This window comes from Mycobacterium sp. E2479, from assembly GCF_001667925.1.
In the GTDB taxonomy this organism is placed as follows: Bacteria; Actinomycetota; Actinomycetes; order Mycobacteriales; family Mycobacteriaceae; genus Mycobacterium.
In genome coordinates this window covers 114,673-127,982 of the sequence record NZ_LZJR01000071.1, presented here as the reverse complement: position 1 = coordinate 127,982, position 13,310 = coordinate 114,673, and the positions used below count along the sequence as shown (strand labels likewise).

General features: G+C 62.8%; 9 protein-coding genes. 6 read left to right on the top strand and 3 right to left on the bottom strand.

The annotated features are described in order from the left end of the window. Window positions 1-33: 33 nt before the first annotated feature. Together A5686_RS09255 and A5686_RS09250 are read right to left on the bottom strand one after the other, a co-directional pair. A complete protein-coding gene (locus A5686_RS09255) occupies window positions 34-1,107 on the bottom strand; it encodes an NAD(P)-dependent oxidoreductase (protein WP_067933324.1) in 1,074 nt (357 codons plus the stop codon). Between the two features lie 387 nt (window positions 1,108-1,494). Beyond that, entirely contained in the window at window positions 1,495-3,690 is a 2,196-nt protein-coding gene (locus A5686_RS09250) for an acyltransferase family protein (RefSeq protein ID WP_067933321.1), read from the bottom strand. A gap of 274 nt (window positions 3,691-3,964) precedes the next feature. On the opposite strand from A5686_RS09250, the gene A5686_RS09245 reads away from it, so the two are divergent. After that, complete coding sequence (locus A5686_RS09245; protein WP_067933319.1) at window positions 3,965-5,233, top strand: glycosyltransferase; 1,269 nt, start codon at window positions 3,965-3,967, stop codon at window positions 5,231-5,233. 10 nt (window positions 5,234-5,243) lie between these two features. On the opposite strand, the gene A5686_RS09240 is transcribed toward A5686_RS09245, so the two are convergent. After that, a complete protein-coding gene (locus tag A5686_RS09240) occupies window positions 5,244-6,917 on the bottom strand; it encodes a GMC oxidoreductase (protein ID WP_067933417.1) in 1,674 nt (557 codons plus the stop codon). 236 nt (window positions 6,918-7,153) lie between these two features. On the opposite strand from A5686_RS09240, the gene A5686_RS09235 reads away from it, so the two are divergent. The 5 genes from A5686_RS09235 to A5686_RS09215 all read left to right on the top strand — a co-directional run bounded on the left by A5686_RS09235 (window position 7,154) and on the right by A5686_RS09215 (window position 13,297). Then, the gene (locus tag A5686_RS09235; protein ID WP_067933317.1) at window positions 7,154-8,758 is read left to right on the top strand and encodes a GMC oxidoreductase; all 1,605 of its coding nucleotides are present in this window, start codon (window positions 7,154-7,156) and stop codon (window positions 8,756-8,758) included. Then, entirely contained in the window at window positions 8,759-9,736 is a 978-nt protein-coding gene (locus A5686_RS09230) for an aldo/keto reductase (protein WP_067933315.1), read from the top strand. A gap of 309 nt (window positions 9,737-10,045) precedes the next feature. Then, window positions 10,046-11,011, top strand: coding sequence for an FkbM family methyltransferase (locus A5686_RS09225; RefSeq protein ID WP_067933314.1), 966 nt, complete (start codon window positions 10,046-10,048; stop codon window positions 11,009-11,011). 66 nt (window positions 11,012-11,077) lie between these two features. Then, the gene (locus A5686_RS09220; protein WP_067933313.1) at window positions 11,078-12,346 is read left to right on the top strand and encodes a glycosyltransferase; all 1,269 of its coding nucleotides are present in this window, start codon (window positions 11,078-11,080) and stop codon (window positions 12,344-12,346) included. 720 nt (window positions 12,347-13,066) lie between these two features. Then, window positions 13,067-13,297, top strand: a complete 231-nt coding sequence (locus A5686_RS09215; RefSeq protein ID WP_067933312.1) for an MbtH family protein — start codon at window positions 13,067-13,069, stop codon at window positions 13,295-13,297. Window positions 13,298-13,310: the final 13 nt, after the last annotated feature.

Below are 13,310 nucleotides of genomic sequence, written 5' to 3'. Positions count from 1 at the left end.
ACGGCCAAACCGGTGCGCGGCAAGCTGTCAACGCTATCCGTTTGGCTCCAAAGGTAATTCGGGTTGCTCGCCAATCCACTTGAGCAGTGCATGAAGACCGTCCTCGAGTGTCCACTTCGGACGCCAGTCGAGTGCGTCGTGCGCCGCCTCGACGGTGCAGCTCGCGGCGCGTACATCGCCGTCGCGAAATTTGGGTACGACAATCGGTTCCGGGGCGCCGCAGATGGCGGCGATCTTGCGGGCCAGCTCGTGAATGGTGGTCGCGGTTCCCGACCCGACATCGACTCGGCGTGGTTCAGCCGTCGGCCTTCGCACCGCTGCGAACAACGCGTCGACGACATCGTCGATGAAGACGAAATCGCGTACGATCCGGCCGTCTTCGTATACCTCCAACGGGCGTTGCGCGCGCGCCAATCGTGCGAAGAGAGTGACGATTCCGGTGTAGGAATTGGTCAGCGATTGGCCCGGCCCGTAAACATTCTGCAGACGCAGCACACTGAGACCGGTGTCGTGGGCGGACGTCCAAGCCGCCAACATGTGCTCCTGAGCGAGTTTGGTCGCTGCGTAGATGTTGGTAGGGCGGGGCTCGGTTTGCGCCGCGCTGCTCGGAAGGGCCACCGCCGGTTCGGAGTTGGGCCCTTGGGGATCCCAGATACCGGCCGATAGTTGAGCATGGCTGCGGGGTCGCGGGTAGAAGGTCTGCGTACCGCATTGCCAAGCGCCCTCGCCGTAGACGGCCCGTGAGGACGCCAGCACAAGCTGGTCGGGCACGACTCCCGAGCGACTCAGGGCGTCCAGAAGCTGGGTGGTGCCTACCACGTTGACCGAGCCGTGGCGCGTTGCCTCGGAAAGCGACTGTGCCGTTCCCGTTTCGGCGGCCAAATGGACGACTTGAGAAGGGCGAAACAACCGAAGCACCGCATCCCAGTCAGGGGCATGGGTGACGTCTCCGGTGAAGAACCGCACCGATTTCGGCAGTTCTATCGGCTGATATCCGGCATGCACCTGCGGATGCAGGACGTCCATCACCCCGACGTCATAACCGGCTTTGACCAGTCGATGGGCGAGCGCGGACCCGATAAATCCTGCCCCACCAGTGACGAGCACGGACGTTGACAAGACCGACGCCTCCCGGTTTGTCTACTGACGAATTAGGTGACCGGCACGCGCCAATATCTGTGCGGTCTGGTCGATCATATCCGGGTTTGGGGTGCGCGCTTTCTACCACCCGTTGCCGAACGGCTTGCCCTGCCCAGTGGGCCGGAGCCCGGCTGGTGGCAGGGTGTTTGCACCATCGATGCGGCAGGTGGACGTTTGGCCGGTCCTTGACGCGCGGGGCAAACCCCCAGCATTCGATGGTCCGAGTTATTCCCGAAATTCGCTGCCACACAGGTTGATTGGATGGGAGTACCGTTCCTGGAAAAAGTAAGGCGAGAACCCACGATGCGACGGCGTCCTCCGCCTATCGATCAACGGGGCAGGTTGGCATCGCACTCAACCGTCGGCCAGCGCGCGGTCTGCAAGCGCTCCGATTGCCGGTGCCAAGAGCCGCGCGTATTCGCCCGTGACGTGGCCTCCCTCGAGGTACACCAGGGAGTTGCCCACGATGGCCGGGCAGCGCTCGGCGGTGCAGAACAGCTCGGTCAGGTCGGCGTACTGTCCGCCGCCCGCGTTGGTGGCCGCGGCCTCAGCGCCGATGCCGGATTCGTTCACCACCATCGACCTAGGCGACGCGCAGGCCGTCGGATCATCGAGGTGCCCGGAGACGCAGATCGGCACCACCGACAGCAGAATCGGGACCGGACCGAGCACGAGCACCTTCGCGCCAAAGCCCCGCAATTGCTGCGTTAGACGGCTCAGGCTGTCGAACCACAGTGGGTCATACGATGTGAAACCCGGCTGCCAACTCTGACCGGCGCGATAGCCGCGAGCCATGCTGACCACGACCAGCTGGGGACGCTCGACGCGTAACCGGTTGAGAACCTCGCCACGCCACTGCTCGCAATGGGTGACCCAGCGACGGAGGGGGTTGGTAATGGGCAAGTCCATCAATGGGCAGGCCGCTTTCGTCAGGGTCTCCAGCCGCCAGTGCCGCTGCTCGGCGACCCGCTGGAGCGCCGGAGCCCACATCGCGGCATTCGAGTCGCCGACCAGGGCCACCGTCGTCGTCGAGGCGGTATCGCCCGTCGCGCACTCGGGCTGACTGACTTGGCGGATCTGCAAATTGCTCAGCAGGCAGCCGTTGAGGAGCAACGCCTGCAGTTTGGCTGCCGCGTCGGCAAGCGGCGGATCAAGGTTCGATGGAACGGCTTTCAGCTGGGCGGACGCCGCGACCGCCGCCTGCACCTGCGCGAACGCTTGCTGCACCGCCGCGTCGTACGCGTCGACGTTATGGCCCGTCGAGGGAGGCGCCACAGCGAGTTTGAGCGCAGCGGCCGGCGCGCCGCGCCCGACGGGATTAGGCACCGATTCCAGAAGCGCCGCGCCCACACAGACGGCTACCGCGGTGACGGCACCACCAAGCGCAAGGCTCCCGAGGGAGGACCGGCGCAGGGCAGGGGCGAACCGCAGCGGGTTCTCGATGAGACGCAGTGTGAGCACCGCCAGCCCGGCGGACACAATGGCCGCTCCCAACCGAGCGGCCAGCCCCAACGGGTGGCCCAACAAATGCGGTGCGAGCACTAGCACCGGCCAGTGCCACAGATACCACGAATACGAAATTCGGCCGACGGCCCGCATCGGCGGCGATGACAGCAGACGGGCGCATCCCCGAGAAGCTGCGGCACAGCCCGCCCCGATGACCAGCACCGTGCCTAAGACAGGCAACAGCGCGGCGGTGCCCGGATAGAGCGTGGTCGCCCGCAACAGGGTGCAGGCCAACAAGATCAGGGCCAGGCCCGCCCATCCCGCAATGGCGGCAGGTAGTGCCGGGAGCCTGCGCCATCGGCCGGCCGTGAGGGCCACCAGGCCGCCGGCGGCCAACTGCCAGGCCCGGGTGGGCAGCGAGAAAAACGCCACCGGAAGCATCACGTAAGTGATTACCAGCGACACCGCAAACGAACCGGCCCCGACCAGCGCAAAGACCACCACATAGGGGCTCTCCGACGAGAACGCGTGGCTCCTAGTGCGCTGGAGCGCACGCCTCATGAGCCACGCCGCACCGATCATCAGCGCCGGCCACACCAGGTAAAACTGTTCCTCCACACCCAAAGACCAGTAGTGCAGGAACGGCGAAGGCGGCAGGTTGGCGGCCAGGTAATCGACGCCTTGAACGACGAACCAGTAGTTGCCGATATAGAGGGCGCTGGCGACGCCGTCAGCGATCACGGTTTGGGCCTGCAACGGCGGCAACAGGAGAGCCGACGCGATCGCAGTAATGACTCCCACCGTGGCCGACGCCGGCAGCAGACGGCGGGCCCGTGCGCCGTAGAAGCGGCCCAGCCGGACGCTACCGGTGGTGCTCACCTCGCGCCAGAGCAGCCCGGTGATGAGGAAGCCCGAAATAACAAAGAACACATCCACGCCGACGTAGCCACCGCCCACACCGGGCAGCTCAGCGTGAAAGAGGACGACGCCTAACACCGCGACAGCGCGCAAACCCTCGATATCCGGACGAAATCCCGCGGGTGCGGAGCGCTGACCCCGCGCCTTTTCGACATGGCGGGCGTTATTGGCCTGGCGCAAGGTCATCAACTTCGTAAGAGGACGCGGTCTTCGAACAGAGGCCATTGTTACACTTCGGCAGCCGCCATACGACTTTAGTTGCGGGCCTTGTCGACCCGTCGCAACACATTGCCGCGTACTTTCTTTGCCATCTGAGAAGGATGCGAGGCTTGATCAGGTTGGGCGCGGGTTTTCGCGCGGGTGCCGTCGGTGTCGGGTTAGGCTGCCGAGCGGTTGAGGCCCTTTGGCGGTGTCGTTTTCATCTCGCAGAGCGCGTCGGAAGTGAAAGGCGAATCACGCGATGAAGTTTGTGTTGGCGGGCTACGGAACCCGAGGCGACGTCGAGCCGTGCGCGGCACTAGGCCTGGAATTGCTGCGTCGTGGTCACGAAGTGCGCATGGCCGTATCGCCGGCCCTGGTCGGTTTCGCGGAGGCGGCCGGGCTCGAGGCGGTGCCCTACGGCCTGCACGAGGAGGCGATGTTCGACGCGCACCGCGACTTCTGGCGGGAATTGTCCAGCCACTTCTGGAGGGTTCGCAACCTGGCCAAGGTGTGGCGCGAATCCTGGGAACCAAGTGTGCGGTGCTGGGGGGAGATGAGCGCAACGCTGGTCTCCTTGGCCGAGGGGGCGGATTTGTTGTGCACCGCCATGGCTTATCAGGAGGTCGTTGCCGACGTCGCAGAATACTACGATATCCCTTTGGCCACACTGGATCACATGCCTTTGCGGACCAATGGCCAACTGTTGCCATTGTTGCCCGGCCCGCTCGGCCGGGCAGCAATGACGGTGGGCGAGTGGTTGATTTGGCACATGTGGAAGCAGGTACAGGACACACAACGCCGAGAGTTGGGGCTGCCGAAGGCGACCAGCCCGGGGCCGCGGCGGATCACCGATCGGGGGTCACTGGAAATTCAGGCCTACGACGAGGTGTGCTTTCCCGGGTTGGCGGACGAATGGGCGAAGTGGAATGGCCAGCGGCCGTTTGTCGGTGCGCTGACGATGGAGTTGCCCGCGGATGCCGACGAGGAGGTCCGCTCCTGGATCGACGCGGGAACGCCCCCGATTTACTTCGGTTTCGGCAGCATGCCGATCGAATCTCCCGCCGACACGGTCGCCATGGTCGGCGCGGCCTGCGCGGAACTGGGCGAACGAGCGTTGGTCTGCGCGGGCTGGACCGACCTGGGCGACGTCCCGGATCTTGAACACGTGAAAGTGGCGGGCGCAGTGAACCATTCGGCCATCTTTCCGGCCTGCCGCGCGGTGGTCCACCACGGTGGGGCGGGCACGACGGCAGCCGGGCTACGCGCCGGAGTTCCCACCCTGATCCTGTGGATGCTGGGCGATCAGCCCCTGTGGGGGGCTCGAATTAAACGATTGAAAGTCGGTACCGCACATCGCTTTTCGAGCCTGACGCAAAAGTCGCTTGTCGCCGACCTGCGCACCATCCTCGCCCCCGAATGCGTCACCCGGGCCAAACAGGTCGGTGCCTCGATGACCAAAGCAGCGGACAGCGTCGCGGCCGCCGCCGACCTCATTGAGGATTTCGCCCGCAAAAAACGCGTGGGCTGACCGAACGCCGCTACGTCGCTACCGTGTGCTGGTTTGCCTGCGGTGTTGTGGCGAAGTGCACCTGGTCCACGTGCTCGGCGACCCGCAAGGCGTTGGCGGCGATCGTCAAACTCGGATTTAGGCCGGTGCTGGTCGGGAAGAACGATCCGTCCACCACGTACAGGTTTTCCACCTCGTGCGCCCGGTTGTTCGGGTCGAGCACGCTGGATGCGGGATTGGTACCGAAGCGGCACGTGCCGCAGACGTGGGCCAGCACAGCGTTGTTCGTAGCGCCCCGCAGCAACTTCGTGCGGAACGGCTGGAAAACCTCTTTCAACTGTCGTAAGAACACCGTGCGGCGCTCGATCTCGCTCGCGTGAAGCCGGTACTGAAGCTGCAGGCGCTGACGGCCGTTAGAGCTTGGTCCACCTAATGGCAGCACGCGGTTATCGAGATAGGGCAGGTCCTCCAACATTGCCGCCAATACCAGTCCGCCGCTGAGGAACCGCTCGTAAATCGGCCGCGCCGCGGGACTTACCATCCGCAGCGCCTTGTACTGCCAGCCGGGGTGGTTGGTGAACGCTTCTATTCGCGGCATCGCGCCCCCCGATTGCAAAGTGCCGTATTTCTCCCCCTCCCAAAAGTAGAAGTCGTTCAGCCCGATCTCTTTGTTTTCGGCGGTGATGTTGGAGTCGCGTTGCGGCCAGACCTCGATGAAGTCAACCAGATGACGCATCAAGTTGCGCCCCACCCAATCTGAGCCGTTGGCCAGGCCTCGCGGCCAATCGCCCGAGCGGGAGTTGAGCAACAACACCGGGGTGAGCAGCGCACCGGCGGCCAGCGCAACCACCTTGGCCTTGAGAGTCAGTGTTCCCGAGGGATGCTGGCAGATGACCCGCTGAACCCGTTTGGCGTCGGCGTCCAAATGCACGGCCTGACACTGCGTCAGCAGGTGGGCGCCGTGCTCGGTAACGGCCGGCAGCAGGCAATTGCGACCCGACTCGTTTTTGCACGACAGGTGGCAGAGATAACTCTGGCAGGTGGTGCAACCGTCGGTGTAATCGCAGGCCATCGGGAGGTGGTAGGGATGCAATCCCCGGCCCGCCAGGTGATCCACCAGCGGCTGGTTGGCTGCCGAAAAGGGCGGCGCTCCCGGCAGACCGTCGTCGGCCGCTTCGTGGCGGAGGGGATCGCGCTCGCCCCGAACCCCCAGCAGCTTCTCGGCCGTTGTGTACCAGGGCCGCATCTGTTCGTAGGTGACCGGCCAGGCCTCCGGCACGGTGGAGTCGCCGGCGTTACGGAAGTCCTGCCGGGGAGTGAAATCGCGGGCGAAAAACCGTTCACAGACCATGCTGTAGAGGGCCGACGACCCCCCGGTCCCGCTCCCGACTCCCGGCAAATACCGCCGCGAGAAGCGGCCGCTGACGTCTTCCACTTCGTCGGTGGAGCGTCCGGCTCTGGCCAAAGCGTCGTAATAGGTGTCCACCGAACGAGCTGCCTGCGGCTCGACCACTTCTGGGATCGACGAGCGAATCGTGCCCGGCACTCCAGGCAGTGTTGAGCGCCCCTTTTCGATGAAGAGCACCCTGCGGCCTGACCTGGCCAGCGAAAAGCCCAACATCCCGCCGCCCATGCCAGTGCCGATGACAATGACGTCCCACATGACACGTTCCGCCTCGCGCGGACTCAACTTCTGGTCAACCAAATCGGTTCCTCCGAGATGATGCCCAAACTGGGTCCAACTGGGCGGATCAGGATCCATATCGGTCGGACGCCACGGGCACATTAATTTTCCCCGAGGCCAGAATCACACAATTGACTGCCGCGCGGGGGCGTTTTTGGCAAGGCTTACCGCTGCGTCAAATCGACGTGGACGGCGGCAGGCACGCATATCCTTGCCGATGGCCAAGCGTAAGCACGCATGAAACGAGATGAAGACGCATGCCTGGAAGCGAAGCACCGTATGACGCCATCGTCGTCGGCTCAGGAGCCGCTGGATCGTGGGCTGCCAAGGAGCTGACGGAAGGCGGACTGAGCGTTGTGTTGCTCGAGGCCGGAAGGAACCTAGACATTCCCCACGACTTTCCTGCCGACGCAGAAATGCGCGTGATGGGGATCGGGGGGCGGATCAAATGGGCGATGAAAGGCCAGCATATCCAGGTGCGGTGCTCGTCCTTCGCCGAGACCACCAGGCAGTTCTATGTGAGCGACCGGGACAATCCGTACACAACGGCCAGGCGAAACAGGTTCCTGTGGTTCCGGGGCCGTCAACTGGGCGGACGCCTGCACACGTGGTGGAGACACGTGCCACGGATGTCGAATTACGAGCTCAAGGCCGCTAGCGTTCGCGGCGATGGTCTGGATTGGCCCTTGTCCTACGAAGACCTTGCGCCGTACTACGACGTGGTCGAGCGGACGCTTGGCGTGTATGGGGAGAACGCGGACATCGCGAATTGTCCGGATGGACAGTTCATCGGGCCTGCGAAGACAACAAAGATCGAGGAAGCGTTCCGGAGCAATGTCGAGCAACGCCTTCCGGACGTGCGTGTGACGTATGCCAGGAAGACCAAGTACGACACGAATAGGGTCCCGCTTCCCGTCAGGCTCGCTATGGCGACCGGTCGCCTCGAAATTCGGACCGACGCCGTCGTGAGCCGACTGCTGATGGATGCGGGGTCGGGGAAGGCGACCGGGGTTGAATACGTCGACCGATTGACGAAGGAGACGCGGACGGTACGCGCTAAGGTCGTCGTGCTGTGCGCGTCGGCGATCGAGAGCGTCCGGATCCTGCTGAACTCCAAATCCGACATCCACCCGGCAGGTGTGGGTGGATCGTCGGGCCATTTGGGTCGTTATCTGTGCGACCACGTCGCCTACACGCAAGTTGGCACAGTGCCCGAGGCAGATGTCGAGGCCGATCTGAACGAGGATGGCTTCGACTTCGGCGGAACGGGCCTTTACATCCCGAGCTTCTGCGAGAAGGAATCACCAGACTTCCCCGGCGGCTACGGAATCCAACTGGGAGTTGGCCGCGCCGCGCCGGTGTGGATCATGAGTGCATTCGGTGAAATGCAGCCTCGGTATGAAAATCACGTGTCGCTCGACACCAGCGTGAAGGACGCCTGGGGAATACCGGTAGCCAGGATCCAGTGTGCTCATTCGCCCAGCGATGTCGACATGGTTGCGCACATGAAGCGAAAGCTTCCAGAAATCGCATCCGCCGGCGGTCTGCCTGTCGACAAGAGCCTCGAGATCGGTCGCTGGAACATTCCGGTGCGGCGCCTTCAATCGCTGGTCCTCGCCGAGTGCGGCGCGTTGTGGCCCGGTGGGGCCATCCACGAGACCGGGGGCGCGCGGATGGGTGACGAACCGGAGAACTCGGTGTTGAACTCCTACTGCCAGTGCTGGGATGCGGACAACGTATTCGTCACCGATGGCGCGTGCTTTGTCTCGCCGGGATTCCAGAATCCCACACTCACAATGATGGCCCTGACCGTTCGAGCGTGTCGATTCATCGTCGATGACTACGTGAAGTCTGTGAGCTGAATGGATTATCGGAAGGTCGCCGGCATCGAGCAGCCGGTCTCTAGGATCGTCTTCGGCACCGATCGACTGCGGGGCCGCGGACTGCCGGGCTTGCCCAGTCGAAGCCTTGAGCGACAAGCCTTTTCGCTTCTCGATCGGTCTTTCGAGCTCGGGTGCAACGCGTTCGACACGGCACGCATCTACTGGGACAGCGAACGAACGCTGGGGGCCTGGATCCGGCAGCGCCGGAACCGCGACCAGATTGTGGTCATCAGCAAAGGATGTCATCCCAACCTCTTGTCGAAACGTCCGCGACTCTCTGCGTCCGACGTGACGCACGACCTGCACGCATCCCTCAAGGCGCTCGGCACTGATTACATCGACCTGTACCTGCTGCACTACGACCACCCCTGCGCGCAGGTCGAGCCGATCATGGAACGCCTCAACACTCACATTGGCGAGGGCAAGATCCAAGCGATAGGCGCGTCGAACTGGTCTCACGAACGAATCGCCGTCGCCAGCGCGTTCGCCGCGGGCAGCGGGCTGCACCCATTCAGCGCGTCGAGCGTCCAATTCAGCCTTGCTGAGTGGAAAAGACCTCCCTGGCCCGGCGCTGTGACGCTCGGAGGGGATGAGCAGCGCGGCGCACGAGAATGGTATTCGACGCAGGGGCTTTCGGTGTTCGCATGGTCCAGCCTCGCCCGCGGTTTCTTCTCCGAACACTACGATCCGAAGCACCCCGGCGGCAACCGGGTGAGCCGCTGGAGCGAATCTTACTTCGGCACCGAGTCGAACGTCGAAAGGCTAAGGCGCGCAACCGCAGTCGCGCGAGACCGCCAGGTCACCGTGGCCCAGGTCGCACTGGCGTACGTACTCTGCCACCCCCTTGAGGCATTTGCCGTGGTCGGCTGCACGACGGCTGAGAAATTCGCCGACAACGTCAGCGCGCTGTCGTTGAAGCTTGATGACGCGACGCTTCAATGGCTCGCCGGCAGTTGAACCCCGAGCCGAAAATTCTCCTAGCGACACCTGAGCAACTCCGGGGCTCCGGCCCGCGCGGCGCGCGACTCCGCGAAACGCTGCTAACTTTGTGAATCGGACACAACATCTTTCGGATGGCGGCACTATGTGTCAGACGACAAACAGCGAGCGGGGGATGGTGACAGGACACACTTTGCCAGGCGGGCGCACCCGGACGGGTAGGCGGCTGACATCGCGCCGGGCGCGGCGTCGGTTCGACGGGCCCGAACGCGTGCTCGCCGGCCCTGCCACAACCTCAACCGCCCTCCGAACGGAGCCGCGCGGCGAATGTTAGCTTATCTCAATAAGGCGCCGCGGCTTTTTCACCAAATCGCACTCGGGGCAATCGTCTATATAGCTCGGCTCCCGCTGATCCGGGACGTTATTTCAACGGTCGAGATATATTTTCTGGGACGAACCATAGACCACACGATGACGTCTGGACCCACTGGCCGCGCAATGGGCTACCTATTTCGGAATCACGACCCCGAGCTGACCGCGAAAGAGATCTACCGGGACACCTTTTCTCCCGAGCGGCTGAAGCAGGGCTACCAAAGCCAAATCGGCCAGGACTTATTTCTGAATCGATGGTTCTTCAACAATCGAGGGCCCGGCTTTTTTATTGATGTCGGCGCATACGACGGAGTCGTAGGCAGCAATACGTTCTACTTCGAGAAACATTTGCAATGGCGCGGTATTGCATTCGAGCCCAATCCGGCGACATTTGAGACGCTGAAAGCGAATCGCTCCTGTCGCTTGATCCAGGGGTGTGCGTACGATGAAGACGGCCAGATTTCCTTCCTCGGATTGTCGAAAGATGGGCAGGGTAAGGCTAAGTCGCGTCCACCGGGGAGTTTGCTGTCGATGATATTCGACTCAAGCCACGGGGGAACCATGCTGGGGGGAATACCCGAACACATGAATCAAGTTCGGTGGGTGGAATGGATAGGTAAGGCCATGAAACTCGAGCGAACTGTAGAAACCGTGCCTTGCCATCGTATCGATACCGTACTCAAGGAGTGCGGCGTGAAAACCGTGGATTACCTCTCAATCGATGTCGAAGGTGCCGAACTCGAAGTTCTGCGGGGTATTGACTTCGATAGGGTGCAGGTAAATGTCATAAGCATAGAGCACAATCATGAGTTCTCTAAAGTCTATGACTTGCTGACAACATCGGGCTTCGAGTATGCCGGTCTACTTTTCTTTGACGAAATCTTTGTGCACAAACGTCCGCGCTATTCCTGGGACGTCTAGCCCGGATCTTTCCTGCGGGCGAGTTGGCGCAGGGCGCCGCACGATGGGTGAAAGGCTGATTCCGCGATGAAGGTTGTGCTGGCGAGCTATGGAACTCGTGGCGACGTCGAGCCCTGCGCCGCCCTTGGCCGTGAGTTGCTGCGCCGCGGGCACGAAGTGCGCATGGCAGTCGCGCCTGACCTGGTTCGCTTCGCGGAGTCGGCTGGGCTTGACGCGATCGCTTACGGGCTGGAGACACGGGTTTTGCTAGGAGCCTATCGCGACTTCTGGATGTCTTTTTTCGGCAATATCTGGAGGGTTCGAGATCTGCGTAGGTTGTGGGCCGAACTCCGGGAGCCGGTAACCCAGTGCTGGATGGACATGAGCGCGACCCTCACGTCGCTGACTCAGGGGGCCGACCTGCTATTCACCGGGTTGGCTTTCGAGCGTCCTGCCGCCAACGTGGCCGAGCACTACGGCATTCCGTTGGCCACGCTGCACTACGTCCCGGTGCGGCCCAACGGCCAGTTCGTGCCATTCTTGCCGGCGCCGTTGGCCCGCTCGGCGATGAGGGCATTCGACTGGCTGGATTGGTTTGTGGAGAGAAAGGTCGAAAACGAACAGCGCCGTCATCTCGGTCTGCCAAGGGCAACGCGCCCCGCACCGCGACGGATCGCTGAACGCGGATCGCTGGAAATCCAGGCCTACGACGAGGTGTGCTTTCCCGAGCTGGCAGCCGAATGGGTGAAATACCACGGCCGCCGGCCGTTTGTCGGCGCGCTGACGATGGAGACGCCGACGGATGCCGACGAAGAAGTCGGGTCGTGGATTGCCGCGGGACGACCCCCGATCTTCTTTGGCTTCGGCAGCATGCCGATCACCTCGCCGGCCGACACGCTTGCCATGATCAGTGCGGCTTGCGCGCAGCTGGGTGAGCGGGCATTGGTTTGCTCGGGCTGGAGTGACTTCAGTGATCTCCCGCATTTCGAGCATGTCAAGGTGGTGGGTGCGGTGAATTTCGCCGCCATCTTTCCCGCTTGCCGCGCGGTCGTGCACCACGGTGGCGCGGGCACGACGGCCGTAGGCCTTCGCGCCGGAGTGCCCACGTTGATCCTTTCGATGGACGTCAATCAGACACTCTGGGGAACTCAGATCAGAAGACTGATGGTCGGCACCACCCGTCGCTTCTCGCGTACTACTCGCGAATCGCTGGTCACGGACCTCCGCACCATTCTCGACCAGGACTACGTCGCGCGGGCGCGCGAGCTTGCCGCACGGATGACGGATCCCGCCGAAAGCGTGGCGGCCGCGGCTGATCTGGTGGAAGACTTCGCGCGGCCGCGCCGTGTCGGCTGAACCGGGTAAGACCACCTATCGAGGCAGTCCACGGCACGTGTGAATCCTTCAGAACCGGGGCGAGGGGCGCTTTAGCTCAACGGCCTTAGTGGCGGACGTCGTCCGCCACACCGCTGCACGAAATCTGGGTGGGACCGCGCAATCTCCTCGGAAAAGACTGCCTCGACGTTGTCAACTAAACGTCGGACATACACGCAAAGGTGGATTGCACAACCACGATTCGATGTCGCGTTTATTACAGTTTCTTACCGCAACTGGGATGGTCGCCTATTGGCGTGAACGGCCCCAACATCGCGTTTGACCACCAAGAATTCACTACCGCTTAACAATGGCGCCAAGCGCAATGCCAATGAAATACCATCGCGGGGCCCGTGTAAGTTGACGGGGGCGTTCTCATTGGGAACACTCGTATAAGCGATCGGAAGCCGCCGTTGAGCGAGCGGCGGCACCCGAGGCGGTTCGTAGACTACGAACAACGAAGCCGAACTCGTTGCAGTCCGCGTCCGCCAGCTCTCGGATCGGCACGCAGCCAAGCCCGTTGGCATGTCACGAAACCGAGAGCTGTCGTTGCCAAACCCCTCGCAGCGCAGGGGTCAGAGCTGTGTCAGGCATCACCTTCGCTAGCACCAGGAACTTTGCCGAAACACCGGACAGGCCAGGTGGCCTCCAGTACCGTTTTCAAAGGAGTTTCGCCCACGTTGACTAGAGGTATGGAGAATCGTGAGTGTCAATCCGTTCGACGACGAAAGTGGCAGCTTTTTCGTCTTGGTTAACGACGAGGAGCAGCACAGCTTGTGGCCAACCTTCGCCGACGTCCCCGCCGGCTGGCGGGTGGTGTACGGCGAGGCCGACCGCGCTGCGTGTCTGGACTACATCGAACAGAACTGGCCCGATATACGGCCCAAGAGTCTGCGCGACAGGCTGGCGGCGGACCGGGCCTCTGACAACTAGACCGTGGGTTTTG